A 26250-nucleotide genomic window follows, 5' to 3' on the forward strand; every position below is an offset into this window, starting at 1 on the left:
GGGCGTGTACGGGACCGGGGCGGGCATGGCGATCGTCCCGGCCGGACGCGGCAACGACCTCGCCCGCGGACTGGACCTGCCCACCGGCGCCGAAGACCTCGCCGCGATGCTCGCCCGCGGCGCCACCCGCACCGTCGACGTCCTCGACGCGGCGGGCCACATCATCCTCGGCAACGTCTACGTCGGCGTCGACTCCGTGGCCACCGAGGCGATCAACCGCAACCGGTGGCTGCCCGGACACCTCGTCTACCGGCTCGCCCCGCTCGGCGTGATCCTGCGGTGGTCGGCACCCGAGTTCACCCTGACCACCGACACGGAGACGACGACGGCGCGGCGGCACCAGGTGGTCGTGGCCAACTCCGGCCGGTACGGCCACGGGCTGCACATCGTGCCCTCCGCACGGCTGGACAGCGGCACCCTGGAGGTGCTCACCGTCGCCGACGCACCCCGGCACCGCATCATCCGCTTCCTCGGCCAGGCGAAGACCGGGGCGCACGTCCACTCGGACGCGGTCAGCGTGCGCACGGCCACCAGGATCACCCTCGACGCCGACCGCGCCGTCCCGGTGCACGCCGACGGCGACTACCTGTGCGAACTGCCGGTCACCGTCCGCGTCCGGCCCGCCGCCCTCGACCTCGTCGTCCCGTAGTGCCCGGTGCCGTCCCGGCCGGCGATTTCGTCACCCGCGTTCGTCGGCGACCGCTGCGCGCACCGCCGGAGCGATCTCCTCGGCGAAGAGACGGATCTGGGCGAGGTCGTCACCCTCCGTTCCGAGTACGAAACTATCCATCCCGTACTCCAGCACGAGTTCGGTGAGCTGGTCGATCCACTGGTCGGGGGGCCCGTAAAGGAATCCGCGGGAGGGTCCGTCCGTGACGGTGCCGAACACGTTGTAGACGCGTGTGATCTCAGCCGGGTCGCGGCCGGACCGTTGTGCGGCCGTGTCGATGCGGGCGTGTCTGTCGGGCAGCTCGTGCGGTGGGATGTAGCTCGAAGTAGGCACCCACCCGCAGGCGGAGCGCCCGACCTCCGCCAACAGCCGCGGACCGGACACACCCAGCCACAGACCGATCCGGTGCGCCGGTACAGGACCGGGCCGCACACCGTCCACCGGATAGTATGTGCCGTCGATCCGGACGGACGGTACGTCCGACCACAGAGCCCGGATGAGGGCGACGGCCTCGATCAACGCGTCGGCGGCCTCCGCCGGGCTCCGCACCGGCCCACCCATGGCACGGATGGGCTTGACGAACGCACCGGCACCGAGGCCGAGTTCCGCGCGCCCGCCGGAGAGCAGATCGAGACCAGCCACCGTCCTGGCGAGCACGGCCGGGGGCCGCAGGGGGAGATTGGCCACGTCCGGGAAGACGTGTACCCGCTCCGTCCGGGCCAGGACGGTGGCCATGAGGGCCAAGGCATCCAGGAACCGCGGTTGATACGGGTGGTCCTGGATGCCGATCAGGTCGAGCCCGTGCCGGTCGGCGGTCGTCGCCACGGTCAGCACATGCTCCACCGCCCCGGCATCCGGGGTGAGGAACACGCCGAACCGCAACGGTCTCCCGTAGTCACCCACACGGGGGCGGTTCGCCGCCGGTGTCCTCGGTTCCCTCACCGCTCAGGTGCCCACGTCAGCTCTGCTTGATGGCCGAGACCTCGAACTCGAGCACGACCTTGTCGCCGACGAGCACCCCGCCGGTCTCCAGCGGGGCGTTCCACCGCACCCCGAAGTCCTGGCGGTTGATCGTGGTCGAGCCCTCGAAGCCGATCCGGCTGTTGCCGAACGGGTCGACGGCCTGCCCCTCGAAGGTGAACGGGATGGTCACGCGCTGGGTCACACCCCGGACGGTGAGGTCGCCGGTGACGTCGAAGGTGTCCTCGCCCGTCCGGGCGATGTCGGTGGACCGGAAGGTGATCTCCGGGTAGTCCTCCATGGCCAGAAAGTCGTTGCTGCGCAGGTGACCGTCCCGGTCGGCGTTGCGGGTGTCGATGCTCGCGGCCCGGATGGTGAGTTCGGCGGACGAATCGGCGGTATTGTCGCCGTCCACGTGGACGGTGCCCTCGAACTCGTTGAACGAGCCCCGCACCTTGGTGATCATCGCGTGCCGGGCGACGAACCCGATGCGGGTGTGCTCGGGATCGATCGTGTAGTCGCCGGTCAACTGCGCCTGGTCGGACGGGCTGGTCATGTGGCACCTCCGGACGGTGGATGCTCCTGCCGGTGGGAACCTGTGCGGCTTCCTCCCACGACACCAGGATGCCGGAGCACGGCCCGGGCCGCTGAGGGCCACGATCGGGGGCGGGTGCCTCCGGAACCGGTCCCCCGGGACCTGTTCCCCGCACCGTCCGGGCCGATTCCCGCCAGCGCCGGACCAGCGCGGGTCGGATGATCACCGTATGATCCACCCGATCGTCGGTCGACCCGCATGAGCGCGGACACGGTCGTCGCACTGCTGGTGTTCCTGTTCCCCCTCGCCTACAGCCCCGGTCCGGGGAACACGTTCTTCGCCGCGCTCGGCGCCGCCAGGGGACCGCGGGCCGCGGTCCCGGCGCTCGTGGGCTACCACGTCGCCACGTTCCTGGTCACCCTGCTGATCGGACTGGGCCTGGGAGCGACGTTCCCCGAACACCCCGTTCTCACGACGGTGCTCAGCGCCGCCGGCAGCGTCTACGTCGTCTGGCTGGCATTCGGTTTCCTGCGAACCGCCCGGGACACCGCGGATCGGGACACCCCTTCGACGCCGGACGGGAGACCGGGCATCGGGTTCCGGGCCGGGGCGGTCGTCCTGCTGCTGAATCCGAAGGCGTACTCGATCATCGCCGTGATGTTCGGCCAGGCGCTGCGTCCCGCGGAAAACGGCGACGCTCTGCCGATCCTGCTCGTCACTCTGGTGTTCACGGCGAACAATCTCGTTGCCTTCCTCGTCTGGACGTTCGGCGGCCGCACGCTCACCGCGCTGTTCCGGAGCCCGCGGTCGCGCCGGCTGATCGACCGGCTGTTCGCCGGGACGCTGGTCGGCGTCGCGATCTGGATGGCGCTCCCACTGCTCGACTGACATCCAACTCGTGCATCCGTGACATGCACAGTATTCACTTGTGTCATGGACTGGGGGGCCGTTGAATGTGGCCAGCGGTGCACGGCGTGCCGACACGGTCCGGCCACGGATCCCGCCCCGCGCCGCGCCCGCCACCCGATCAGCGTTCCGCGACGGTGCGACGCGGCACCGTCGTGAGCCCGACCAGCACTGTGAGGTGCCCCGATGGCTGTGGACACACGGGCCTCGTCCGATCTCGACCTGTTCGCCGACGAGGTCCTGCGGGACCCGTATCCCTACTTCGCGGACCTGCGGGAGCAGGGCCCGGTCGTCCGGCTCGACACGGTCGGGGTGTACGCCGTGACCCGGTACGAGGCGATCCGGGAGGTGCTGGCCGACTGGGAGAGTTTCTCCTCGGACACCGTCGCCTTCAACGACCGGATGAACGAGGTCCTCGTCGGCACCACCCTGACCACCGACCCGCCGGACCACCAGAAGTTGCGCGAGGTCCTCACGGAGAACCTCGCCCCCCGCGCGCTGCGCAAACTCAAAGGTGACATCGAGAGCAAGGCGGACACCATGGTCGCCGACCTCGTCGCACGCGGGTCGTTCGACGCGATGGACGACCTCGCCCGGGCACTGCCGCTCGCGGTGGTCGCGGACCTCATCGGTGTCCGGGGCACCGCCCGGGAGAACATCCTCCGGTGGGGCGCGGCGGCGTTCGACTGCCTCGGCCCGGACAACGCCCGCACCCGGGCGGCCTTCCCGCTCGCCGGCGAACTCTTCGAATGGGCACACACCGCCCGCGCGGAGGACCTGACCGAAGGCAGCATGGGCCGGGCCATCTTCGAGGCGGCCGACCGCGGCGAGATCCCGTACGAGAACTGCGGCATGATCATCCACCAGTACATCGCCGCCGGGATGGACACCACCATCGCCGCGATCGGCAACGCCGTCCGGCTGTTCGCCGAACACCCGGACCAGTTCGACCTCGTCCGCGACGACCCGGGCCTGATCCCGGCCGCGTTGAACGAGGTACTGCGGTACGAGGCGCCGGTGCACGCCTTCGGCCGACGGGCCACCCGGGACGTCGAGATCGCGAGAACACCCGTGCCCGCCGGATCCCAGGTCGCGGTGCTGTTCGGCGCGGGAAACCGGGACCCGCGCCACTACGAGGACCCGGACACCTTCTCCCTCCGGCGCAACCCGGTCGACCACCTCTCGTTCGGCTACGGCGTGCACAGCTGCGCCGGACAGGGCCTCGCCCGGCTGGAGGCGTCCGCCGTCCTCGGTGCGCTCGCCCGGCACGTCCGGCGGTACACGATCGGCGAGCCGGTGCGCCTGCTGGGCAACATGACCCGCAGCCTCGACCGGCTGCCCGTGGTCGGCATCGAGCCTGCCTGAGACCTCCACACTGACGGCCGCGGTGTCCGCTCCGGTTGCGACCGGCGGCACCGTGGCCGTCGCGCTTCTTGGCAGGGGCTACGTCGGTACTGGCCCAGCCAGGCGATTAACATGGGATGTCCCATCGGCCTCACACACCGCGATCGGAGAGCCACCGGAGGCGAGACCGGCGCAGACCCGACGGGAACGTGATCTCCTTTGCTATCGGAGGTGGCTCCCTTGACTGACGTACTTATCCGCAACGTACCTGATGACGAGTTGCAATACATTGACGAACGCGCTGCCGCTCTCGGCCTCTCTCGCGGGGAATATCTGCGTCGGCAGATCGCCAAGGACGCCGTCCGTGGGTCCGGTGTGGTGACGCCCGATCAATTCGCCAAGTTCACCGACCTGGCGGACGAAGATCTGATGCGTGGAGCCTGGTCGTGATCGAGACGGCATGGCTGATCGACAAGTCGGCACTCGCGCGTCTCGGCGCGAGCCCGGATGCGGATTTGTGGTCCCGGCGTATCGAACGCGGACTGGTACAGGTCGCGACCCCGACGATCCTTGAGATCGGGCACTCGGCACAGGGCGTCACCGACTGGACTAATCGTGTTGAGATGCCGCCTGTTGCGCTCATGCCTCTCGCGAGCATTACACCCGCCGCAGAGCGGCGCGCTGTCGAAGTCCAGAGGCGGCTGGCACACGCGGGGCACCATCGGACTCCCTCTGTACCGGACATCCTCATAGCCGCGATCGCCGAACTGGATCGCCTTGCCGTTCTCCATGTCGACAAGGCTTTCGAAGTCATCGCTGACGTGACTGGGCAGGAAACGCACCGCCTCCAAACGTCCGATTGACGCCCGAGAGATTACACCGCGACCTCGTCGAACCACTCAGCAACGGCTTCAACGTAGCTTGCCCCGGCGAAGCCGGGGTCAGATGCCGTCCCCGGGGGTGGCGCGGCTCAGTCGGCGCAGTTTCGGCACCGGGTACCGGTAGTTGAGCGCGACCGCGGTGCCCGCACCGTCGTCGCGGGGCCAGCGCAGCAGTGCCTTACCAGTCGCGGGATCGCCGTCGACGACCTCCGGGACGCCCGGTGCGGGCAGACTGCCGCAGGCCTTCAGGCTCAGGCCGAACTGTTCGGTCCAGAAGTACGGGTGGAAGTCGACCTCGGCGGCGGCGTCGCCGTGTACGAGCGCGGCGGCGGCGCCCCTGCTCCGCTCGACGGCGCTGGTCCACAGTGGAACGCGCCGGATGCCGTGCCGGGTGGGGAACGCCGCGACGTCGCCCGCGGCCACGATGTCCGGGCGGAGGCGCCCGCGCGTGTCGACCCGCAGCTCGCCGTCGGTGAGCAGCCCGCTGGTGGCCAACCACCCGACGTTCGGGACGTCGCCCACCGCGGAGATCACCAGCTCCGCCTCGAGGTGCGCGCCGTCGTCGAGCACGACGACCGGGTGTCCGCCCGAGCTCGCCACCCCGGCCGACCGGGCGTACGCGAGGCGGAGCCCGTGCTCGCGTGCGGCGTAAGTGAACAGGTCGGACAGGTACGGCCCCAGCTGGTCGGCCAGCGGGCGGCCGCGCGAGACCAGGGTGACCTCACAGCCGGCGGCGAGGCAGCCGGAGGCGATCTCCGTGCCGAGCGGGCCGTCCCCGACCACGGCGACCGACGGTCTGCCCGCCAGCCTGCGCCGCAGGACGACCGCGTCGTCCAGCTCGCGCAGTGTCACCTCGTCGACGGCACCCTCGGCCTGCCCGTCGCCGTCCCCGGCAGCGAGCCGTCGTGCCCGGGAGCCCGAGGCGATGACGAGTCCGTCGTAGGGCAGGTCGGTCCCGTCGTCGAGGGAGACGCGTCTGCGCTCGATGTCGAGGTGCCTCGCCCGGGTCCCGAACAACTCCGTCGCGCCGTGCGTCGGTTCGGGCAGCCGGTGCGCGGTCAGCTCGCCGCCGTCAACCAGCGCGGCCTTCGACAACGCGGGGCGGCTGTACGGGGGGTGGTGTTCGGCGCCGACGACGGTGATCTCGCCGTCGAATCCGGAGTCGCGCAGGGAGTCGCACGCGGTGCGCCCCGCGATCCCGTTGCCGACCACGACCACCCGGTCCCTCCGGGACACCGTCATTCGAGCCGGAGCGCGGCGACCGGGCACACCCGCACCGCGGCCTTCGCCGCGTCGGCGTCGTCGTCGACCGTCTCCCGGTCCAGGATCAGTTCACCGTCGTCGTCGAGATGCATGAGGTGCGGCGCCGCCTCCTCACACAGGCCGTGGCCCTCACAGCGCGGCCGGTCCAGCACGATCCGCATGATTCCTCCGTGGTCGGGATCGACACCCCGGATGTGTGCCGCACGGCGGATCGACGACGGAGCCGGGATCCCGCGGCGGCGGAGGTGTCGGTACCGGGCAGCCTAGGACGGGCGTACGGTTGTGGTCCAATGAATCCCTGACATTATCGACATGCACACTGTCGATACCGACGCGGTCAACGGTCCCGCACACCGACTCCCGGGAGACGTGCATGAGCGAGCACGAGACGTCCGCGACGGACCCGGAGCTCGCGCGCCTGGCCTCGGTCAACCTCAACCTGCTGGTGCCGCTGCTGGCACTGCTGGAGGAGCGGTCGGTGACGCGGGCGGCGTCCCGGGTGGGGCTGTCCCAGCCCGCGATGAGCCACGCCCTGCGCCGGATGCGGCGGCTGCTCGGCGACGAACTGCTCGTACGGCGCGGCAACGACACCACGCTCACCCCGCGCGGCGCCGAGCTGGTCGTCCCGCTGCGGCAGGCCCTGCACCGGACCGCGCACCTCGTGGACCCGCCGTCCTTCGACCCGGCCGTCGACCACCGCGTGATCACCGTGACCATGACGACCAGCAAGGCGCTGGTCCTCGGCAGCACCCTCGCGCGGCTGGTGGCCCGCCGCGCGCCGAACGCGACACTGCGGTTGCGGACCGCCACGGCGGTGTCCGAGGACACCTTCACCGACGAGGGCAGCGACGTGCTGCTGCTGTCGGACACCACCGCGTCGCCGCATCCCCGCGAACACCTCTACGACGACCGGTGGGTCGTGATCGCCGGCCCGGACGCCCCCGCCGAGGCGAGTGCCACCGACCTGCTGACGACGTTGCCGCACGTGGTGTTCGACGCGGCGCAGCGCATCTTCCCGTACGACGTGCTGGACGAACACCACCTCCCGTACACGGTGCGCGACCGGGTGTCGGACTACCTGCTGATCCCGCACGTCGTCGCCGGGTCCGGAGGGGTGGCGCTGCACCGGCTGCGGGCGGCCTCCGCCCTACGGGACTCCCTCGGGCTGCGCATCGAGGAGTTCCCGTTCCCCGTCCGCCCCCTCGGCATCGACATGATCTGGAACCCGTGGCTGGTGGACGAGAGCTTCCGGAGCTGGCTGCGGGGAATCCTCGTCGAGACCGCCGGGTCCCTGGGTCTGCGGTCACCGGAGACGGCGTAGTCGGCCCGGCCGTGTCACAGACCGCCGGTCCGGCTCGTCTCCGGAACAGGAGTCAGTATCGGATCGGGAGGTGGACGTGATGCGCGTGTTCGTGGCGGGTGGTAGCGGTGTCCTCGGGCGTCGGCTGGTGCCGCGGCTGGTGGCCCGGGGCCACCAGGTGACGGCGACGACGACCAACGCCGACCGGCTGCCGATGCTGGAGGAACTGGGCGCCGAGGGTGTCGTGATGGACGGCCTGGACGCGGCCGCGGTCGAGGCGGCGGTCACCGCCGCCCGGCCGGAGACGGTGGTGAACCAGATGACGGCCCTGTCCCCGGCACACGCCGGGAAACCCGACTTCCGCAGGCCCGACCGGTTCTTCGCGACGACCAACCGGCTGCGCAGTGCGGGCATCGACAACCTGCTGGCCGCGGCCGCGACGGCCGGTGTCTCGCACGTCCTCGCGCAGAGCCACGGCAGCATGAACGGGATCCGCCGGGGCGGCTGGGTGAAGACCGAGGACGACCCGCTGGAGGTGCTGGAGGGCACCACCGCGGTCAACCACCTGGAGGACACGGTGACCGCGGCGGGCGGCGGGGTGCTGCGCTACGGCAGCTTCTACGGGCCCGGCGCCACCGACGACCAGGTGCGGCTGGTGCGCAAACGCCTGTTCCCACTCGTCGGGGACGGCACCGGACACTTCTCCTGGGTGCACCTCGACGACGCGGCCGAGGCCACCGTCCTCGCCGTCGAACAGCGGGCGACCGGCGTGTTCAACATCGTCGACGACGACCCCGCACCGGTCCGCGAATGGCTGCCGCACCTCGCGCGGTGCGCCGGGGCGAAACCCCCGCGGCGTATCCCCACGTGGCTGGCCCGGCTGGTGGCCGGGGAAATGCTGGTGGGCATGATGACCGAGGGGCGTGCCTTCTCCAACGCCAAGGCGAAACGCGAACTCGGCTGGCAACCGGTCCACCCGTCGTGGCGGCAGGGCTTCGCCGACGAACTCAGCCCCTCCGGCAACACCCCCGCAGGCCCGGCGTGGTGAGAGACACCGGACGAAGCTATCACGGCAACAAGGTGAAGGCCCGGACGTGACGCGGTCGTACGACCGTGAAGTGCCGCCGATCGATGGTGGCGATCTCGTCGACGCCCAGCCTCTCGGCGAGTGCGATCACGGCGGCGTCGGTCGCGCCGAGAGGAAGATCAGCATACTGACCGACGAGGTCTGCCATACGGCCGTAATCGCTTCTTGTCAGCTCAACCGATTTGAAGGCGCCATCAGCGAGCGAGCGCAGAAACGAGGACTCGACCTCCGCAGACGCCTCCCTCGCCAACAGATAGCCAACCTCGGCAATCACCAGAGGAGGCAAAACGAGATCTCGTCCCGCGAGATGCATTCCGGTGAACAACTCGACGGATTCATGGTGATGGATGTCGGCGTGGAGCGCAGCGGCCACCAAGGGACCTGTATCACAGATCAGCACCCCTACTGGCCGAACCCATCCGCCAGTAGTTGGTCAACCCGTTCGGACGTGTCGCGGCGACGCCCCGTGGCCGCGCCGAACCACGCCGGCGGCCAGGGCATTTCCCGCACCGGGTGCAAGTGCCTCCGGACATCCTCCAGTACATGCGGCACTTCCTCATCGGGCAACTGCCGCACGAGACGCTCGAGCTCCTGCCTCTCCGATGTCACGTTCCGAGTGTACAGGGTCGATGCCAACCAGGTGGCTCATGTCACCGAGCGGTGCCGTCGACGGTGCCGAACATCGAGGCTTTTCATCTCTGTGGTCGACCCCGGTCACCAGCGGAGGTGGTCGTGCAGGAGGCGGGCGACGCGGGCCATGAGGGCCTCCGCCTCGGGCTGGCGCACCGCCGGGACGCGGGACTCGGTGAGGGCGACGACGGCGAAGGCGCGGCCGTCGGCGTGTTCGACCACCCCGGCCTCGTGACGGAGGTTGAGCACCGTGCCGGTCTTGGACGCCCAGCTCGCCGCATCCGACGTGAAGTCGGGCGCGAGCCGGTGCCGGATCAGGTTGGCCGCCATCATCTCCCGCACCCGCCCGGCGACCTCGTCGGGGATCGCCGACGCCGTCCACAGTGCCTGCAGCAGGTCCGCGAACGCCCGCGCCGAGCCGGAGTTCGCCCGCGTCACGTCGAGTTGCGGGATGTGGTGGCCGCGCCCGGCGGTGGCGGCGCCGATCGCGAGCGAGTGCGCCAGGTGCGCACGGTCCGGTTCGAACCGCTCCTCCGGGGTGCGCGCCAGGTCGTCGACGAGGTGCCGGGCGGTGATCCCCCGCAGTCCCCAGTCGCGCAGCGCCCGGGTCACCTCGGCGGGCGGGGTGAGCCCGAACAGGGTGTCGGCGGCGAGGTTGTCGCTGATCGTCAACGCCAGGGAGAGCAGATCGTCGAGCGCGACCCACGCCGGGTGCCGGAACCGCGTCGTTCCCGTCCCTCCGGGCGTGGAGTCCCGCCCGGGCCGTACCTCCAGCACGTCGTCCCCGGAGAGCTCCCCGCGCCGGATGCGGTCCAGGGTCACCGCAGCCAACGGCACCTTGATCAGCGAGGCGAGCGGGAACGCCAGGTCCGGTTCGATGCCGACCTCCCGACCGGTGTCCAGGTCGCGGACCAGAAACGACCCCCGCAGTCCGCCCTCGTCGAGCTCGGCGGCCAGGTCGGCCACCAGCCGTGCCGTGTTCACGCCCGCTCGACCCCCACACACCGCGCGATCGGGTCCGACAGCGTGGCGCGGAGCCGCTCCGCCTCGTCGCCGACGTCCGCGCTGATCTCGTATCCGCGGGCCGGATTCGTTCCCGCCATCTCCCGCCAGTGCAGCCCGAACTCCGCGGCCTGTGCCCGCGAGCACACCAGCAGGTCGGCCGAGCCGTAACAGGTCGCCACCGCGGACACCAGCGACTCCGCCACGCTCACCTGCCCCGGCCGCAGCCCGACCCGGTCCCGCAGATGCAGCAGCGGATCCCGCACGTGCGGGACGTCGTCCTCCGGCTGCACCCACACCCGCCGATGCGGGTTCTTCGCGGAGCGCCCGATCCGCAGCGCCTCCAGTGGCACCGCGCCCTGCCGCAGGGCGAGGGCGCTGCCCAGCCCGAGCGGCACGGTCCAGGTGGCCTCGTCCGCGGGCACGGCGACGAGCGCGGCGCGGACGTCGGCGCCGCGCAGCAACTCGGAGCGCCGCCCGGGTGGCGCCGGGCGGAACTCGAGGAACAGTTCCTGCGCGCGGGCCTGGATGTCGAGCTCGGCGAGGTCCCGACTCCGGCAGAGGTCCGGAACCGCCACCGACACCGGGCGGAGCCGGGCCCGGTCGGCGTCCCGCTCCATCGCGTCGGCGAGGTGCACCAACCGCTGCGCCCACGGCAGCATGTCCCGCCCGAACGGCGTGAGGTGCGCACGCCGGGCGGAACGGTCGAAGAGCCGGTCACCGAGGTGCTCCTCCAGCGCGGCGATCCGCCTGCTGGCCACCGGCTGCGGAATCCCGAGGGAGGCGGCCCCGCGGGTGAAGCCACCGGACTCGCCCACCGCCACGAAGGCACGGCAGCCACTGACCAGGTCCACACCACCATTATGCGGATCCGGTATGGAACCGCCGCTTCGTGTCTTGGACGGCATCACCGCCTCCGGTCGAGACTGCGCCGGACGACAGCACGATCCGGAGAGGAGCGACGATGCGATTCCTGACCAGGGCCGTTCCGGCCCTGCTGCTGGTGCTACTGGTGGGGTGTGCGCCGCAGGAGGCCGCACACCCGACACCCGGCCCCCGCGAGTCACCGACGACGCCGGTCGGCGAGCGGGCGGACTCCCCCGCGCGGCCGGACTTCGCGGAGCTGGAGCGCCGCTACTCGGCCCGGCTCGGTGTGTACGCCCTCGACACGGGAAGCGGTACGGAGATCACCCACCGCGCCGGCGAGCGCTGGGCGTTCTGCTCCACGATCAAGCCCTTCACCGCCATGGCCGTGCTGCAACGCACCACCCTGGACGGGCTCGACGAGCGGATCACCTACAGCCGCGAAGACCTCGTGTCCTACTCCCCGGTGACCGAACAGCACGTGGACACCGGGATGACGCTGCGCGCGGTGCTGGAAGCGGCCGTGCGGAAAAGCGACAACACCGCCCAGAACCTCCTGCTGGACGAACTGGGCGGCCCGGCCGGGCTGCAACGGGCACTGCGCGAACTCGGCGACACCGTCTCCCACGCCGACCGGTACGAACCCGAGCTGAACGACACCGCACCGGACGACATCCGGGACACCAGCACCCCGCGCGCCCTCGCCACCAACCTGCGGAAGCTCGTGCTCGGCGACGTGCTCCCGCCCGGAAAGCGGACGATCCTGCGCGAGGCGATGCGGAACCCGCCGCTGACCGCCGACCTGATCCAGGCGGGAGTGCCGGACGACTGGCAGGTCGAGGACAAGTCCGGCGCGGGCGGATACGCCACCCGCAACGACATCGCGGTGCTGTATCCGCCGGAGCGGGCGCCGATCGTGCTCGTGGTGCTGTCCGACCGTGCCCGGCCGGACGCCGAGTACGACGACGCACTGCTCGCCGAGGCCGCCCGCGTCACCGTCGCGGCACTGCGCTGACCCGCTTGTGCGCGGCCACCGCCAGGCTGGTGAGCACGGCGATCACCAGGATCCGCAGCCAGACGTCCACGCCGAGGGGTGCGGTGTCGAACACGGCGTTCAGCGCGGGCAGGTAGGTGAGGGCGAGCTGCGCGAGCGCCTGCACGGTGACCCCGGCGAGGATCCACCGGTTGGACAGAGGCCCGATCCGCCACGCCGGACGAACCAGGGACCGGCAGCTGACCAGGTAGAACGCCGAGACCACGACGAACACGTTCAGCGCGGCGGTGCGGGCCTCGGGCAGGCTCGCACCGCCCTGCGTCAGCTCCCACCGGAACAGCCACCACGAACCCGCGACCAGCAGGGCACCCACCAGCAGGGTGCGCACCACCAGTGCGCGGGTGAGCAGCGAACGGCCCGGGTCACGGGGCGGCCGGGTCATGATCCCGGCCTCCTTGGGCTCGAAGGCGAGCATCAGGCCCAGCGCGACGGCGGTGGTCATGTTGATCCACAGGATCTGGGTGGGCAGGATCGGCAGCGTGGCACCGACCGCGATCGCGGACAGGATGACCAGGGCCTGGCCGACGTTGGTGGGCAGCGTCCAGGTGATGAACTTCGTCAGGTTGTCGAACACGCCCCGGCCCTCCTCGACGGCGGCCTCGATGGTGGCGAAGTCGTCGTCGGTGAGCACCATGTCCGCGGCGTCCTTGGCGACCTCGGTGCCGGTCTCCCCCATGGCGATGCCGATGTCGGCCTGCCGCAGTGCGGGCGCGTCGTTGACCCCGTCCCCGGTCATCGCGACCACGTGCCCCCGGGTCTGCATGGCCTCCACCAGCCGCAGCTTCTGCTCCGGCGAGACCCGGGCGAACACACCCGCCCGCTGCACGGCGTCCGGGAACTCCTCGGCCGGGACCGCGTCCAGGTCGGCACCGGTCAACACCGCGCGGTCGGTGTGCGGGTGGCCGTCGACCAGGCCGATCCGGTCGGCGATCGCGGTGGCGGTCGCCGCGTGGTCCCCGGTGATCATCTTGACCGTGATGTCGGCGGTGTGACAGGCCGCCACGGCGTCGATCGCGGCCGCGCGCGGCGGGTCGAGCATCGCCTGGAACCCGGTCAGCACCAGGCTGCCCGGCGGGATCTCCGTACCGAGCGCGGCCTCCCCCGCAGCGTCGGTATCCCGGACCTCGGTGTCGCCGGGACCGCTTTCCCACCGCGCCGCCGTCGCCAGCACCCGCATCCCCCGCCCGGCCCGGTCGTCGGCCGCCCTCCGCACGGCGGCGGTGTCCAGGGGCCGGACCGTCCCGTCGCGGTCCAGCTGCGCGTCGCACAGCTCCAGTACCCGCTCAAGCGCCCCCTTGGCGAGCACCACGTGCCCGGAAAGCTCGCCCGCGGTGTCGCGGTGCCGGGTGGCCATGTACCGGCGCTCGGAGCTGAACGGGATCGTCGCCACCCGGGGCAGCGACTCCGCGACCCGACGCGGTTCGAGGCCCGCCTTCGCGGCGGCCACCAGCATCGCCCCTTCGGTCGGGTCGCCGGTGGTCTCCCACCGCCCGTCGTGCTCGGCGAGGGTGGCGTCGGTGCAGGCCGCGCCGGCCAGCAGCGACCAGCGCAGCGCCCGGTCGGCCTCCACGGGCACCGGTGCGCCCGCGGTGTCCCGCACCGTCCCCTCCGGGGCGGAGCCGGCGCCGCTCACCTCGTACACCCCGCCGGGGGTCCACAGGGTCCGCACGGTCATCCGGTTCTCGGTGAGGGTGCCGGTCTTGTCCGAGCAGATGACCGTGGTGCCGCCCAGTGTCTCCACGGCGGGCAGGCGCCGGATCACCGCTCGCCGCCGGGCCATCCGGGACACGCCGATGGCCAGCGTGATGGTGACCGCCGCCGGGAGCCCCTCCGGGATGGCCGCGACCGCGAGCGCGATCGCGGCGACGAACGTCTCCACCGCGTCCTGATCCCGCAGCAGCCCCACCCCGAACGTGACGGCGGCCAGGGCGAGGATGCCCACGGTGAGGATCCGGCTGAACCGGGCAAGTTTCGCCGTCAGCGGCGTCTGCAGATCCTCGGCGGCGCCGACCAGCCGGTGGATCGCGCCCAGTTCGGTCTGCGTGCCGGTGGCGACGACGATCCCGGCCCCGCCGCCCGTGGTGACCAGGGTGCCCGAGTACGCCATGTTGCCCCGGTCGGCCACCGGGACGTCCTCACGCAGCACGACCTCGTCCTTGGCCACCGGGGAGGATTCGCCGGTCAGCGCCGACTCGTTCACCCGCAGTTCCACCGTGCGGGTGAGCCGCAGGTCGGCGGGCACCTTGTCCCCGGCCTCCAGCAGGACGAGGTCCCCGGGCACGAGGTCGGCCGACGGCACGGTCCGTTCGTGCCCGTCCCGGATCACCCGGGCGTCGGTGCGCACCATCGACCGCAGACCTTCGAGCGCGGCCTCCGCCCGGGACTCCTGCACGAATCCCACCAGCGCGTTGATCACCACCACGCCGAAGATCACCAACGAGTCGACGTGCTGGCCCAACGCGACGGTGATCACCCCCGCGACGAGGAGCACGTAGATCAGCGGATGGTGGAACTGCCGCAGGGCACGCCGCAGCGGCCCGGTGCGCGCCGCGGAGGGCAGCGTGTTCGGCCCGAACCGCCCGAGCCGGTCGGCGGCCTCCCGGGTACCCAGGCCCCGGTGCCGGTCGCTGCCCAGCAGGAGCACCACCTCGTGCACCGGCAGTCGGTGGTGCCCGGACGGGGACGGGGATCGCGACCGCGTCACCTCGGCACCCCCTTCGACCCGCACCGGCACTGTCGGGCCCGGTTACCCGATCGGCGCCGGCACATCGCCGTGCTCGGCGGGCGCGCCGGGAAAACTGGCCCGGTCGGGCTACACCGTCTCCCCCAGCGGGGACGGCGACGAGCGACCTTCCCCGCCCCGGCGGTGGCCGCTCACCGTTCCTCGCGCACCGCGGATCCTGCCCCGGATCCGTCGGCGGGGGCGGAGCCCACGACCAGAACCGGCACCGACGACCGTCCGACCACCTCGGTCGACACCCCGCCGAGCCACCGAAGGGACCTCCCCCGGCCGCGTCGACCGACGACGAGCAGATCCATCCCCTGCGCCACGGCGAACCGCCGCAGTGTCTCGCCCGGCGGCCCCGCCAGCACCTCGGACCGCGCCACCACCCCGGCGTCCCGGATCCGCGCCGTGGCCTCGTCGAGCCGGTCCCGCGCCGCCTCCATCGGCCCGTCCGCCTCGTCCGCGGTCGTGTCGTAGGAGACCACCTCGGCGACCACCAGGAGACCGGCCCGGGGGCCGAGCAGGCGTAACGCGGTGGTCACCGCCTGCTCCGCCTCCGGGGATCCGTCGAATCCCACGAGCACCCACGGCCCGTGCGACGGCTCGGGTCCCGCGTCCGCTTCCGGGAGCGGGGCGGCCCGCCGTGGGCGGCGCTCCGCGCGCTCCAGCGCGGAGGGCACGAACAACGGCCCCAACGCCACCGCCACGGCCATCCAGAACGGGTCGTGCCCGCGGCGGATCATCCAGAGGCCGGTCACCAGCCCGGTACCGGCCCAGAGGACGATCACGACGACCACCAGTGCGGTGTTCATGCCCGGCCAGATTACGCCGACCGTGCGCACCGTGTCCGCTCGTCCGCCGAGCGCCGCGCGGCGCCGTCACCGACCACCGGTCGGGTACCGTGTCTTCGGGCCGGTGGGGAGGGAGGCGCCCATGTACGCACGGTATGTCGCCCTCGGCGACAGCCAGACCGAAGGGATCGGCGACGGCGACGACCGGCACGGCCACCGCGGCTGGGCCGACCGACTCGCCGAACGGCTCGCCCCGCACAGCCCCGGCCTCGAATACGCCAACCTCGCCGTGCGGGGCAGACGGATCGGCCAGATCCACGCCGAACAACTCGCACCGGCCCTGGCGATGGAACCCGACCTGGCTACCGTCGCCGCCGGACTGAACGACCTCATCCGGCCCCGATGCGACGTGGACACCGTCGCCGACCACCTCGAACGGATGGTCGGCGCGCTCACCGCCGGGGGAGCCCGGGTCGCCACCCTGACCTACCCGGACATCGGCGCCATCGCTCCGCTCGCCCGCCGCCTGGCACCCCGACTGGCCGCGTTCAACGAGCGGGTGCGCGACATCGCCGCCCGGCACGGCGCCGCAGTGGTGGAGACCGACCGGCACGCGGTGTGCACCGACCGGCGGATCTGGAGCACCGACCGGCTGCACCTCAACCCACTCGGCCACGCCCGCCTCGGCCACGGGTTCGCCCACGCCCTCGGCGTCCCCGACGTCGACGACTCGTGGACCCGCCCGCTGCCGGGACACCCGTCACCCGGACCGGTCCGGACCGTCGCGGACGAAGCCCGGTGGGCCGCCACCTTCCTCGCACCGTGGCTGTGGCGCAGGATCACCGGACGCTCGTCCGGCGACGGGCACACCGCGAAACGCCCCCACCCGGAACCGGTGTCCTGAGTGGTGGGTGTGCGGGGGCCCACACGGTCCGACACCGTGCCGCCGGGTCGGTCCGGGCAGGTCTACACTCGCCGGGCATGCGACACCTCAACGCCTCAGCGGCCGCGGTGGCGGCGGTCGCCACGCTGACCCTGGCCGCCTGCGGCGCCGACGCCGGCAGCGGGGCGGAGGGGGAAACCGCACCGAGCGCGACCGGCACGAGCGCCGACGATTCCGGCGCGAACCCTGACACCGCCGCGAGCCGGGCCGCGGACCCGACGCCCGCCGACGAGATCCCCGACGCGGAGGTCGTCGAGGGCTCCTTCGCGGTGCTGCCGTCCGCGCCGGAGAGCGCACCGCAGTCGGTGCGGGGCACCGTGTGGCTGGCCCGGCACGACGACGGCACCACGGTCACCGTCGACGTCACCGGCCTGGAACCGGACACGAAGTACACCTCGCACCTGCATGCCGAGCCCTGCGAACCGGACGACGGCGGGCCGCACTTCCGGTTCGACCCCGACGGGCCGGCCCAGCCGCCGAACGAGGTGCACCTGATGTTCACCACCGACTCCGCGGGCAGCGCCTCCACCACCGTCACCAACGCAGACCCGGACAGCGATGGCGCCAACGCGATCCTGCTGCACCTCGACGACGACACCGGCACCAAGTTCGCCTGCGCGGACTTGTAAGACATCACCCCGGGCGGTGCGGGTCGGTCGGAGACCCGCACCGCCCCGCCGGTCCTTGCGTCATTCGAGCCGGAACTGCAGGAGACGCAGCTCAGCGACCTCAGGAACCTCCACGTCTGCCCACCACACCTGATGACGTCCGGTCGGCAGCTCGACACGGAGCCAATCTCCCGCACCCAGCCTGTCGAAGCCGAGCGCGGAGTCGAAGAGCACGAGAGGCTCGTCCACCACGAACTCCGTCTCCCACTCCCACCGGGCCCCCGCGACCGCCTCGGGCACCGCTGCCAGCACGTCCTCATCGTCCTCGGCATCCTGGGACAGCACCCGCACGAACATCCGCATCTCAGTGAGAAACACCGTGTCCGCAGGCTCATCCGCGAGAATCAGAGCCGTTCGCCCACCGACGTCGATGGCTCCGACCAACTCCCCGACCGCACACGCCCGCGCGTAATCATCCGTTCCCCCGTCCGCACCGAACACCCCGGACCAATGCTCCAGCACGGACTCCGGGACACCGATCAGAGGACCGCCTTCCGTCTCAACCCATTGAACAGTCACAACTCCGACCGCAGACGATCTTCTGGCTCAATCGGCCCGAGCAACATCAGCTACCATTCTGAACGCCAGATCAACGGCTCCATGAGCAAGCCGTCACCTCGGATTTCAAGAGGTTGTCTCATGTGGTGAGTTTTTTCCAGCAGGCGAGGGCGGCGGCGAGGGTGAGGAAGGCGGTGAAGTGGTGGGCTTTGCGTTCGTAGCGGAGGGTGAGGCGTCGGTGGCCGGTGAGCCAGGCGAGGGTGCGTTCGATTTTCCAGCGGTAGCGGCCGAGGCGTTCGCTGGTGTCGAGACCACGTCGTGCGATGCGGGGTGTGATGCCGCGGCGGCGTAGCCATTGGCGGTGGTGTGGGATGTCGTATCCCTTGTCGGCGCGGAGTGTGTGGGGTCGGCGACGGCGGGGCCCGCGGCGGGAGCGGAGGGCGGGAATCGCCCTCACCAGAGGCTGGAGTGCTTGGCTGTCGTGGGTGTTGGCCGCCGAGACCGCGACGGCGAGTGGGATACCGGCGCCGTCGGAGAGCACGTGCAGCTTGGAGCCGCGTTTGCCGCGATCGACCGGGTTCGGCCCGGTCAGGGATCCCCCCTTTTCGCGCGGACGCTGGCCGCGTCCACGATCGCCGCCGACAGTCCAGCTCGCCGGCCGCGCCGAGCCGATCGAGCACCTCCCGATGCAGCCGGGGCCACAGACCGGCCCTGGTCCAAGCGGTGAACCGGCAATGCGCGATCTGGTGACTGACCCCGAAACTGTCCGGCAGGTGCCGCCACGAACACCCGCTGGTCAGCACGAACACGATCGCGGTGAACACCGCCCGCGCATCCGCCGGCGCGGTCCCACCACCCTGCGGCCGAGGCTCGAACCCTGGTATCAACGGCGCCACGATCTCCCACAACTCGTCCGGCACCAGCCGCCGCGACAACTGATCAACCACACCAACAACCCTGTCCCACCAACCACACCAGTCACAACAGACACGCCGACCCACCCCAGCACCATCACCTCACCACGCGAGACACCCTCTAACGAGCCGTCCGAGAACCGCCGGGCCCTTCACCTTCTTGATCAGGACTCAACGCTGACCAATTGAACGAGTATCATCACTGCCGCGTCTCCCCACTCTTCCTCTGCAGCTCTCACGCGGTATCGTCCGGAAGGAATATCCACACGGATGAACTCGTCCTCCTTCAACCGCGCGAACTGATACGCCGAGTCGAACACCACCAAGGGCTCCTGCACCAGGATCTCAGCACCTGACTCCCACCGCGCTTCGGCGACCACGCTCGGCACAAGCGCGACGAACTCGTCGTCCTCCGCATCTCCTGCCACCGCCCTGACGAACATTCGCGCCTCCGGCAAGAACGTTGTAGCCGCTGGCTCACCAGCGAGAACCAATGCAGGTTTCCCACCTACTTCGATAACACCAACGTAATCGTAGATCGAACAGGCACGATCATAATCTTCGACATCGGTGGTGCCCCCGAACGCTCCGAACCACCGACCGAGCACCGACTCGGGGATCGCAATGAGGGGACCGCCACCCGACTCTACCCATTCAGCACTCATTACTCACACCTTTCTTCGCCAGTTGCCAACGATCTCACTTCGCGGGACGAGTAGTCAAGTGCTACCCATTCCCTCTCCCACTCAGTCGACCACCTTGAGAACTCGAACAGGAGGCACAATGGGGGTAGAACTTTTGCGGATTGCCATCAACATTCAAGCTACGCGGCGGTTGATGATCTGTTACCCAATTCCCCCTTGGCGTCCCGGGATCCTTTGTTCCACAGTTGTGGCATCCATATCTACTGCCCTCTTCGTTGACTGCCCGACGTTCCGGCACCCTCGCTTTCGGGTGATTCGTTCGAGAAACGTCAACGCCTTGTCCGGCATAGGGCCCGGGGCTGGTGATACCCGGTATGTCACAGGAGTCGTTGGTGTTGTGGGCAAGGACTGACCAGTCACCGACGTGGTAGGTGTGGTCGACGTCGATGGTGAGGTTGTGGACCCGCTGGTGTGCGGTACGGGATTCGACGGCCGTGACCTGGATCCAGGTTCCGGAGCCGGTGCGTAGCCAGCTTCCGGGTGTCAGGTCGTCGGCGTCCACCCAGCCGTCGATCGGACCGGTCCAGAACGGGTGTTCCGCGGTGGCCACGATCGAATCGGTGTCGCCCCCGGCCGCGTCGGCGGTGTCGATCTCGACGAGGGTCTTCTCGCCCTCGCCGATGATCGTGGCGACCACCGCACGCGGCGTCGACTCGCCGGTGTCCGGGTCGGTGGCCAACACCTGGTCACCGAGCTCGATCTCCTCGATCGGTTTTCGTGTCCCGTCGGCCAGCAACACCGTCGTGCCTGGAACGAAGCTGTTGCACTCCCGGGACAGCCGTCGCTCCGCCTCGTGCACCTTCCGCAGGTTCGCCTGAGCCTTGTCCCGCCGCCGCATCCACCGGACGGTGTTCTGCACGGCGTCCTTCACCTTGGCGACGATCTTCGGCAACCGGAACACCTTGGCCCACGGGATCGCGGACGCGACCTCCAACCCGCACTTGGCCAGATTGAACTCGTTCACGCAGTTGTCCATGATGCCGCGGATCCCGGTGACCTCGGCGGCCACATCGCCGGCGTTCGCCAGCGCGACCTCCATCCAACTGCGTTTGTCCGCGGCGGCCTGTTTGGCGGCCTGGTACTCCTGCTCGCTCATTCCCGCTTCGCGTAACGCTTCCTGGTGAGCGTCACGCGACTGTCTCCGCTTCGGCGGATCGACCCACACCCGGTAGGTGAAGTACTGCACCGCCAGGAAGGAGATCCGAATGTGGTAGATCTTCGGAATGAACGGTGTGAACCAGACTTCGACCCGCAGATGGATGGTGACCTGCACCAGCCGCGCCACCGTCACGGTCTTCCAGTACAGCCCGTTCGGATCCGAGTTCGTCACCGGGGAGTTGTTGGCGTAGGCGTAGCCGTTCATCTGCTGCGGATCGTTCGGATCCAGCACGGGATCCACGGAGGTGAATCGGCCGTTCTCCGGTTCGTACTGCCGCGCTCCCAGGTTCGTCAGCCCCGACTCGTCCTTCGTACCGCCGACGAAACCCTTGTCGTCCGGCCATGACTCCGGCTGCTCACCCCGGGGAACGCCGAACGGGTCCTGCCGACGCTGGCTCACGGCCAGCGTCTCGGCATCCACCGCGATCGAGTTCGTGCCCTGATGGTCGGGCAACACGAACGACAATCCACCGTCGTCCCCGGAGCTGCGCACCGCCACGGTCTCCCCGCCGTGGTCGTAGTACCGCTTGCCGGTGACCTCCCCGGTCGCGTTCTGCAGGACGAGTTCCATCCCCCGCAGGTACAGCGTGGTGATGCCGGACTCGCGTTTGAGCAGCCGTTCCCCGTCGGCGTCGTGGATGAACTCCGACTCGCGGCCGTCGTGCATGGTGATCTTCGACGTGCGTCCGGCCGCGTCCCACTCGATCTCCTGCGGTGAGCCGGCGACGTTGCGGCTGGTCATGTTGCCCGCCGCGTCGTAGCCGTAGGTGTCCTCGGACGTGCCGTCCGGACCGGTCTCGGTCACCGAGCGCAGGGTGTGCGGCTGGGAGCCGTCCGCGCCGCCGTACTCGTAGGTCCGCACCACCTCGCCCTCGGCGGTGTGCTGCACCTCCTCGGTACGGTTGCCGCTCAGGTCGTACGAGTAGTCGTGCCAGTACGGCGCCGCCCCGCCGAGCGTCTCGACCGAAGGCTCCTGCGCACAGTCCCCGTTCCCCGGAGTGAAAGCCCGTTCCAGCCGCTCCAGGTAGTCGTACTCGAAGCACTGCACGTCGCCGACCGCACCCGGCGGTGAATCGGCCACCCGGGTGATGTTGCCGTCCGGGTCGTAGTCGTACGAGCGCTTGGCGATGTAGGCACCCTCGGCGGAGTTGCGCTGGATGTCGACCTCGTCGAGTCTGCGGGTGCCCTCCTCGTAGAACATCGAGGTGTAGACGGTGTTCGCCCCGTCGCCCCGGGTCAGGCGCAGCGTCTCACCGTACTTCGAGTACAGGTGCTCCTGCGCGTACGTCTCCAGCCCGTACGTCTTCGTCGGCAGACCGAGTTCGTTGTAACGGTGGTAGACGATCTCGGCGCTGAGTCCGCCCGCCGCGGGATGGGTCTCCGAGGTGACGTCCCCGGTGTAGGCGTTGTAGGAGGTGCGGAAGGTGTACGTCCCCGCCAGCGCGCCCTCGGACTCGGGGACGCTGATGCTCTGCCGGGTCGGACGCAGTGCCTCGTCGTACCACTCGACCCGTTCGGTGTAGGCCTTCCCGTCGACCCAACGGGTGGACTCGTCCAACAGCCCGTCCCGCAGACCGTCGTAGCTCCAGCTCGCCGTCTTCACCTCGGGGGCGTCCGGGCCGGAGCGCTCGTACTCGGCGACCGTGCGGCCGAGCACGTCGTACTCGGTGCGCAGGGTCGCACCCCGGGCGTCGGTACTGCTGATCAGCCGGTCGAGCTCGTCATAGGTGTAGCGGGTCGTTCCGCTGTCCGGATCGTGCGCGGCGACCTTGCGCCCGAGCACGTCGTAGCTGTACCCCCACTCGGACCCGTCCGGCGTGGTCATGGACACGAGCCGACCCGCCGGATCGTAGTCGTAGTGCGTACTGTCGTAGTCGGTGTCCGGACTGCGGCCGTGATGCTGTCGCCGTTCGACGACCTCGCCGCGCACGTCCTTGAACACCGTCGTGGTGGTGCCGCCCTCGGGCGGGACCACCGACACGTGATCACCGCCGTAGGTACTGCTCGTGCGCCACTGCTCGACACCGAGCTTGCGCTGGATGACCTCGGTCTCCCGCCCCTGGGCGTCGAACTCGGTCACCGTCTGGTTCGGAACGGCGTTGTCCAGCACGCCGAGGACCGAGGGCTCCGGCGGATTCTCGTTGTAGAATGCGCCGTTGACCTTGTGTTTGTTGCCGCGGGAGTCGTAGAACCAGCCGGTGACCACCCGGCCACCGGACACCGCGGGGATCTGGTTCTGCCGCTCGCGCAGCATCCCGTCGTAGAGGGTGTACGAGGTGTTGTACTCGCCATCCCCGCGCAACTCACGCGTAGTGACCACGGTCGGCCCGTCGACCCGGTACTCGTAGGCGAACTCGCTGTTCGGCGAGTCGCCGTCGGCCTTGGATCGTCCCGGTGCCCAGGTGCGCACGACGCGGCCGAGCGGGTCGTAGGCGATGTCGGCGCGCTCCCCGCTGTAGCCGACCTCGGAGACCGGCTGGCCCCGAGCGGGATCGAGTGTGGTCGTCGAGGTGTGACCCGCCGGATTCGTCTTGGTGATCGTGCGCAGCGGGAACCCGGGACCGGGCTGATAGCTGGTGGAAAGCGTCTCCCCGAGGGCGTTCTCCACCTCCACCGCGCGGCCGAGATCGTCGTAGGTGGTGCGTTCGGAGAGTTGGTACTCCGCACCGGTCCACCGTTCGCTCCTGGTCAGGTTGCCCGCGACGGGTGCCTCACCGAAGGCGCGGCCGTCGTAGAAGAACCGGGTGTCGGAGATCAGGTCCTCGTCGTCACCCTCTCCCGCCGAGCACGGCAGTCCGACCACCCGGATCTCCGAGTGGCGGGTGTGGATCCAGGCCTCGTCGTTGTGCAGGTACGTGGTCCGCGAACACGTCTCGTCCCCGTCGACGGCGGTGTCACCGAGGTCCTCGACGCGGATCGTGTTGCCGTAGTCGTCGAAGGTGTTGTTGATCTCGGTGCGCCGCCACGAACCGTCCTCGAGCAGGGTCCGGCCCCGGACCGCCGCCGTGTCGGTCAGGTAGGCCTCGTCGTCGCCCGAGCTCGCGGTCGGGCCGTGCACCCACGGATCCTTGATCGAGGACGAGACCAGTTCGTCCCCGTCGTACTGCATCGTTTCGCGGACGAACCCCGCCAGTTGTTCCTGGTCGGTGACGGTGCCTCCCTCGGAGTCGGTCACCTCGACGGAGCGTGTCCCGCCGTCGGGGAGCCGGTCACCGTCCATGCCCCGCAGATAGCGTTCCTCGCTGACCGACTGGGTGGTGCCCGGTTCACCGACGGTGGTGCGCACCAGCCCGTATCCGCGCCACTGCGACCACGTGCGGTATTCCATATCGGTGAACACCGCGTCGTCGAAGTGCCAGGCCGCGCCGCCCTTGTAGTCGTAGAACGTCTTCTTGAGCTGCGATCCGTTCGTGCGGGCGTCCTCGGTCACCGCGGTCACGACGTACTTGTGGAACCAGCCGCGTTGGCGTTCGTAGCCGAACTCGGGGATCCACCAGGCGGGGAAGCACCGCATGTCGTTGTGTTCGGGGCTGTCCGGCATGTTCTCCCCGGCCACACACTCGTGGTCGGAGTACTCCACCTCGGTGACGCCACCGGATTCGTTGACCACGCGTTGAATGCGGAAGCGGGTGATCGGTGGGAGATTGTCGTCGCCGGTGTCGACCCGGTTGTGCAGCGCGCGACCGTGGAACGTCATCTCCGGCAGGCTCTGCTCCCCACCGGCCAGGCCCGTGTGCGTGATCCCCGCCAGCCACAGCGCCGGGGACAGCCCGTCGCCGGTATCCGGGAACTGGTGCCGGAGTGTCCAGGAGTCGACGTCACGCCACCGTGGTTCGCCGTCGGTGTGCTCGCGTACCTGGGTGCGGACCTTCACCAGTCGCTTGCGGGTGAAAAAGGCGGGCGAGTGCTGGTTGTCGCAGGTCTCCCCCGCCGCGCAGATCCGGTCGGAGGGCACGTCCGGCCACCGGTCGGCGGTGTCCTCGTCGAGTTGGTCCGGTTCGCACGCGAAGTCCTGCGTGGGCAGGCAACGTTCGGCGAGGTCGAACCACACCCGGGCGGGTGCCGGAGCGTAGACCGCGTCGGCCCGTAGTCCGTACTCGATGCGCCGCAGATTGGCCGCCGCCGTGTAGCTGGTCTGCTTGTTCGCGTCCTGGTTCCGGCCGTAACGGTTCGTCTCGGGCGCGTAGTAGTAGGTTGTGACGTTGCCGTCGGGGTCCACGACGTAGTCGAGCTTCCACCGGTAGCCCTGTTGGCACCAGGCGGAGTCGAAATCACCCGCGTGGCAGGGTTCTCCCGAGTTGTTGCCGTGTACCGGTACGGTCTGCACCGAGTGTGTCTCGGGCTTGCCTTCCTGCCAGCCGGGCAGTCGGTTGCGGCCGAGGAAGTACTGGGTTCCGTCGGTGGCGGTGACCTTCCAGTACTCGCCGTTGTCGTCACCGTTGTGTGCGCCGGTGAGACGCTCGATGCGGGAGCCGTCGTCGTGTTCGGGATGCCACCGCCCGGTCTCGGAGTCCTTCACCAGTTTCGCGGTGATCCCGTTCAGGTTGAGTACCGCGTTGTCGGTGGCCCAGCACAGGTCCCCGGTCTTGCGCTCGCCCTGGTTACCGCCGAGGTCCTCGGAACAGGCCTTGTAGCGACGTTCGATGAACCCGCCGGCGCTGAGTTCCCACCCGTCCCCGACGGTCGAAGCCTGATTGTTGGTGGCGCTGGTCCGTCCGTCGACCGTCCCGGAGGAGTATCCCAGCCCGAGCTTCGGCGCGGACCCGGCCTGGGCCGGGGGAACCCGCAACGGCACCGAGTAGGTGAAGTCTCCGCTGGATCCGCCGGCCGACCAGCTCCCCGCCGGAGACAGGTCGGTCGCACCGAACGAGCCTCCGGCCCCGGAAGCTCCGGCCTGCACGGCCAGCACGGTGGGAGCGGCTTCGGCGGTGCCCTCCGCCCCGGGATCCGTGGCCGCACCGTCGGCCGCGGGGGCGATCTCGCCGGTGACCTGTCGCCGTCCGACGTGGTTGTCACTCCGGACCGGTGTGGCCGCGCGGCACTCCGCGCGATCCGGAGTGGTCAACGCGCACGCCGGGAGTTCCACCAGACGCAGACGTGATCCGTAATCACCGCCGTACGCGGAGGCGAACGCACTGTAATCCACCCGCACCGACAACGGCGTCCCGGCGGCCCCGCCGGCGTCGGCGACCGTGAACGCCAACCCGTTGACGCCCGCCTTCGTGGCCTCCGCTCTGCTCACGGTCCGGATCCGCACGCGCGGCGGATCGGTGGACTCCGCGTCGGGCGCCGCCTCGGCCTCCGGCGCGGAGTCCACCACGGGCGCGACCGCCACCGGCAGGTCACCGGCCTG

Annotated in this window: 22 protein-coding genes and 1 pseudogene; 10 read left to right on the plus strand and 13 right to left on the minus strand. The window is 70.2% G+C overall.

The genetic code is table 11. The annotated features are described in order from the left end of the window. On the plus strand, positions 1 to 649 hold a 649-nt coding region (locus SACPADRAFT_RS24965), incomplete at its 5' end, for a diacylglycerol/lipid kinase family protein (RefSeq protein WP_007023680.1). 30 nt (positions 650 to 679) lie between these two features. Here the strand turns inward: SACPADRAFT_RS24965 and SACPADRAFT_RS0202125 are convergent. Next, on the minus strand, positions 680 to 1573 hold the full coding sequence (locus tag SACPADRAFT_RS0202125) for an LLM class flavin-dependent oxidoreductase (protein WP_007023681.1): 894 nt from the start codon (positions 1571 to 1573) through the stop codon (positions 680 to 682). Positions 1574 to 1628: 55 nt separating this feature from the next. Continuing rightward, entirely contained in the window at positions 1629 to 2186 is a 558-nt protein-coding gene (locus tag SACPADRAFT_RS0202130) for a YceI family protein (protein WP_007023682.1), read from the minus strand. A gap of 237 nt (positions 2187 to 2423) precedes the next feature. Here SACPADRAFT_RS0202130 and SACPADRAFT_RS0202135 point away from each other — a divergent pair, with 237 nt between their 5' ends. The 4 genes from SACPADRAFT_RS0202135 (at position 2424) to SACPADRAFT_RS0202150 (ending at position 5278) form a co-directional block, all read left to right on the plus strand. Next, positions 2424 to 3053 carry a LysE family translocator gene (locus SACPADRAFT_RS0202135; protein ID WP_007023683.1) on the plus strand — a complete coding sequence of 210 codons (630 nt, stop codon included), beginning with the start codon at positions 2424 to 2426 and terminating at the stop codon, positions 3051 to 3053. Between the two features lie 204 nt (positions 3054 to 3257). Further along, positions 3258 to 4436 carry a cytochrome P450 gene (locus SACPADRAFT_RS0202140; RefSeq protein WP_007023684.1) on the plus strand — a complete coding sequence of 393 codons (1179 nt, stop codon included), beginning with the start codon at positions 3258 to 3260 and terminating at the stop codon, positions 4434 to 4436. Between the two features lie 210 nt (positions 4437 to 4646). Continuing rightward, complete coding sequence (gene vapB, locus SACPADRAFT_RS0202145) at positions 4647 to 4865, plus strand: type II toxin-antitoxin system VapB family antitoxin (protein WP_198048244.1); 219 nt, start codon at positions 4647 to 4649, stop codon at positions 4863 to 4865. Beyond that, positions 4862 to 5278: a PIN domain-containing protein gene (locus tag SACPADRAFT_RS0202150; RefSeq protein ID WP_028662146.1), complete on the plus strand. Its 417-nt coding sequence runs from the start codon at positions 4862 to 4864 to the stop codon at positions 5276 to 5278. Before vapB ends, SACPADRAFT_RS0202150 begins: the two co-directional genes overlap by 4 nt. Before the next feature lie 78 nt (positions 5279 to 5356). Here SACPADRAFT_RS0202150 and SACPADRAFT_RS0202155 read toward each other — a convergent pair whose 3' ends face one another. Together SACPADRAFT_RS0202155 and SACPADRAFT_RS0202160 are read right to left on the minus strand one after the other, a co-directional pair. Continuing rightward, positions 5357 to 6538, minus strand: coding sequence for an NAD(P)/FAD-dependent oxidoreductase (locus SACPADRAFT_RS0202155; RefSeq protein ID WP_007023686.1), 1182 nt, complete (start codon positions 6536 to 6538; stop codon positions 5357 to 5359). Next, a complete protein-coding gene (locus tag SACPADRAFT_RS0202160) occupies positions 6535 to 6720 on the minus strand; it encodes a ferredoxin (protein ID WP_007023687.1) in 186 nt (61 codons plus the stop codon). The genes SACPADRAFT_RS0202155 and SACPADRAFT_RS0202160 overlap by 4 nt, the downstream gene beginning before the upstream one ends. Positions 6721 to 6932: 212 nt before the next feature. Between SACPADRAFT_RS0202160 and SACPADRAFT_RS0202165 the strand changes: the two genes are divergently transcribed. Then, a complete protein-coding gene (locus tag SACPADRAFT_RS0202165) occupies positions 6933 to 7880 on the plus strand; it encodes a LysR family transcriptional regulator (RefSeq protein WP_007023688.1) in 948 nt (315 codons plus the stop codon). Positions 7881 to 7959: 79 nt separating this feature from the next. Then, positions 7960 to 8907, plus strand: coding sequence for an NAD-dependent epimerase/dehydratase family protein (locus SACPADRAFT_RS24970; RefSeq protein WP_007023689.1), 948 nt, complete (start codon positions 7960 to 7962; stop codon positions 8905 to 8907). A gap of 19 nt (positions 8908 to 8926) precedes the next feature. Here SACPADRAFT_RS24970 and SACPADRAFT_RS0202175 read toward each other — a convergent pair whose 3' ends face one another. The 3 genes from SACPADRAFT_RS0202175 to SACPADRAFT_RS0202190 form a co-directional block, all read right to left on the minus strand. Continuing rightward, positions 8927 to 9346: a type II toxin-antitoxin system VapC family toxin gene (locus SACPADRAFT_RS0202175; RefSeq protein WP_028662147.1), complete on the minus strand. Its 420-nt coding sequence runs from the start codon at positions 9344 to 9346 to the stop codon at positions 8927 to 8929. 314 nt (positions 9347 to 9660) lie between these two features. Next, positions 9661 to 10560 (minus strand): serine hydrolase, encoded by a 900-nt coding sequence (locus tag SACPADRAFT_RS0202185; RefSeq protein WP_007023691.1) that lies wholly within the window; start codon positions 10558 to 10560, stop codon positions 9661 to 9663. Beyond that, positions 10557 to 11486 carry a LysR family transcriptional regulator gene (locus SACPADRAFT_RS0202190; RefSeq protein ID WP_007023692.1) on the minus strand — a complete coding sequence of 310 codons (930 nt, stop codon included), beginning with the start codon at positions 11484 to 11486 and terminating at the stop codon, positions 10557 to 10559. The genes SACPADRAFT_RS0202185 and SACPADRAFT_RS0202190 overlap by 4 nt, the downstream gene beginning before the upstream one ends. A gap of 56 nt (positions 11487 to 11542) precedes the next feature. Here SACPADRAFT_RS0202190 and bla point away from each other — a divergent pair, with 56 nt between their 5' ends. Next, complete coding sequence (bla, locus tag SACPADRAFT_RS0202195) at positions 11543 to 12457, plus strand: class A beta-lactamase (RefSeq protein WP_007023693.1); 915 nt, start codon at positions 11543 to 11545, stop codon at positions 12455 to 12457. On the opposite strand, the gene SACPADRAFT_RS0202200 is transcribed toward bla, so the two are convergent. Both SACPADRAFT_RS0202200 and SACPADRAFT_RS24975 read right to left on the minus strand, forming a co-directional pair. Then, entirely contained in the window at positions 12435 to 15200 is a 2766-nt protein-coding gene (locus SACPADRAFT_RS0202200) for an HAD-IC family P-type ATPase (RefSeq protein ID WP_007023694.1), read from the minus strand. The genes bla and SACPADRAFT_RS0202200 overlap by 23 nt on opposite strands. Positions 15201 to 15370: 170 nt before the next feature. Further along, positions 15371 to 16033, minus strand: coding sequence for a universal stress protein (locus SACPADRAFT_RS24975; protein WP_040923815.1), 663 nt, complete (start codon positions 16031 to 16033; stop codon positions 15371 to 15373). Positions 16034 to 16154: 121 nt separating this feature from the next. On the opposite strand from SACPADRAFT_RS24975, the gene SACPADRAFT_RS0202210 reads away from it, so the two are divergent. Together SACPADRAFT_RS0202210 and SACPADRAFT_RS31110 are read left to right on the plus strand one after the other, a co-directional pair. Further along, on the plus strand, positions 16155 to 16916 hold the full coding sequence (locus SACPADRAFT_RS0202210) for an SGNH/GDSL hydrolase family protein (protein WP_007023696.1): 762 nt from the start codon (positions 16155 to 16157) through the stop codon (positions 16914 to 16916). A 77-nt stretch (positions 16917 to 16993) separates the two neighbouring features. Continuing rightward, positions 16994 to 17584 carry a superoxide dismutase family protein gene (locus tag SACPADRAFT_RS31110; protein WP_007023697.1) on the plus strand — a complete coding sequence of 197 codons (591 nt, stop codon included), beginning with the start codon at positions 16994 to 16996 and terminating at the stop codon, positions 17582 to 17584. Between the two features lie 60 nt (positions 17585 to 17644). On the opposite strand, the gene SACPADRAFT_RS0202220 is transcribed toward SACPADRAFT_RS31110, so the two are convergent. The 4 genes and pseudogenes from SACPADRAFT_RS0202220 to SACPADRAFT_RS24980 form a co-directional block, all read right to left on the minus strand. Continuing rightward, positions 17645 to 18142: an Imm21 family immunity protein gene (locus SACPADRAFT_RS0202220; protein ID WP_084258250.1), complete on the minus strand. Its 498-nt coding sequence runs from the start codon at positions 18140 to 18142 to the stop codon at positions 17645 to 17647. A gap of 118 nt (positions 18143 to 18260) precedes the next feature. Further along, a pseudogene (locus SACPADRAFT_RS30190) lies at positions 18261 to 19068 on the minus strand (IS5 family transposase). Positions 19069 to 19199: 131 nt separating this feature from the next. Further along, a complete protein-coding gene (locus SACPADRAFT_RS30195) occupies positions 19200 to 19700 on the minus strand; it encodes an Imm21 family immunity protein (RefSeq protein ID WP_028662150.1) in 501 nt (166 codons plus the stop codon). Between the two features lie 61 nt (positions 19701 to 19761). Beyond that, positions 19762 to 26232: a polymorphic toxin-type HINT domain-containing protein gene (locus SACPADRAFT_RS24980; RefSeq protein WP_233357104.1), complete on the minus strand. Its 6471-nt coding sequence runs from the start codon at positions 26230 to 26232 to the stop codon at positions 19762 to 19764. Positions 26233 to 26250 lie beyond the last annotated feature (18 nt).

Origin of the sequence: Saccharomonospora iraqiensis subsp. paurometabolica YIM 90007 (assembly GCF_000231035.2) — a bacterium.
Lineage (GTDB): Bacteria > Actinomycetota > Actinomycetes > Mycobacteriales > Pseudonocardiaceae > Saccharomonospora > Saccharomonospora paurometabolica.

Coding starts and splice junctions, on each gene's coding strand:
- SACPADRAFT_RS0202130 (WP_007023682.1), bottom strand. CDS start 2,186: ATGACCAGCCCGTCCGACCAGGCGCAGTTGACCGGCGACTACACGATC.
- SACPADRAFT_RS0202140 (WP_007023684.1), top strand. CDS start 3,258: ATGGCTGTGGACACACGGGCCTCGTCCGATCTCGACCTGTTCGCCGAC.
- SACPADRAFT_RS0202210 (WP_007023696.1), top strand. CDS start 16,155: ATGTACGCACGGTATGTCGCCCTCGGCGACAGCCAGACCGAAGGGATC.
- SACPADRAFT_RS0202155 (WP_007023686.1), bottom strand. CDS start 6,538: ATGACGGTGTCCCGGAGGGACCGGGTGGTCGTGGTCGGCAACGGGATC.
- SACPADRAFT_RS31110 (WP_007023697.1), top strand. CDS start 16,994: ATGCGACACCTCAACGCCTCAGCGGCCGCGGTGGCGGCGGTCGCCACG.
- SACPADRAFT_RS0202160 (WP_007023687.1), bottom strand. CDS start 6,720: ATGCGGATCGTGCTGGACCGGCCGCGCTGTGAGGGCCACGGCCTGTGT.
- SACPADRAFT_RS24975 (WP_040923815.1), bottom strand. CDS start 16,033: ATGAACACCGCACTGGTGGTCGTCGTGATCGTCCTCTGGGCCGGTACC.
- SACPADRAFT_RS0202135 (WP_007023683.1), top strand. CDS start 2,424: ATGAGCGCGGACACGGTCGTCGCACTGCTGGTGTTCCTGTTCCCCCTC.
- SACPADRAFT_RS30195 (WP_028662150.1), bottom strand. CDS start 19,700: ATGAGTGCTGAATGGGTAGAGTCGGGTGGCGGTCCCCTCATTGCGATC.
- SACPADRAFT_RS24970 (WP_007023689.1), top strand. CDS start 7,960: ATGCGCGTGTTCGTGGCGGGTGGTAGCGGTGTCCTCGGGCGTCGGCTG.
- SACPADRAFT_RS0202165 (WP_007023688.1), top strand. CDS start 6,933: ATGAGCGAGCACGAGACGTCCGCGACGGACCCGGAGCTCGCGCGCCTG.
- bla (WP_007023693.1), top strand. CDS start 11,543: ATGCGATTCCTGACCAGGGCCGTTCCGGCCCTGCTGCTGGTGCTACTG.
- SACPADRAFT_RS0202190 (WP_007023692.1), bottom strand. CDS start 11,486: ATGCCGTCCAAGACACGAAGCGGCGGTTCCATACCGGATCCGCATAAT.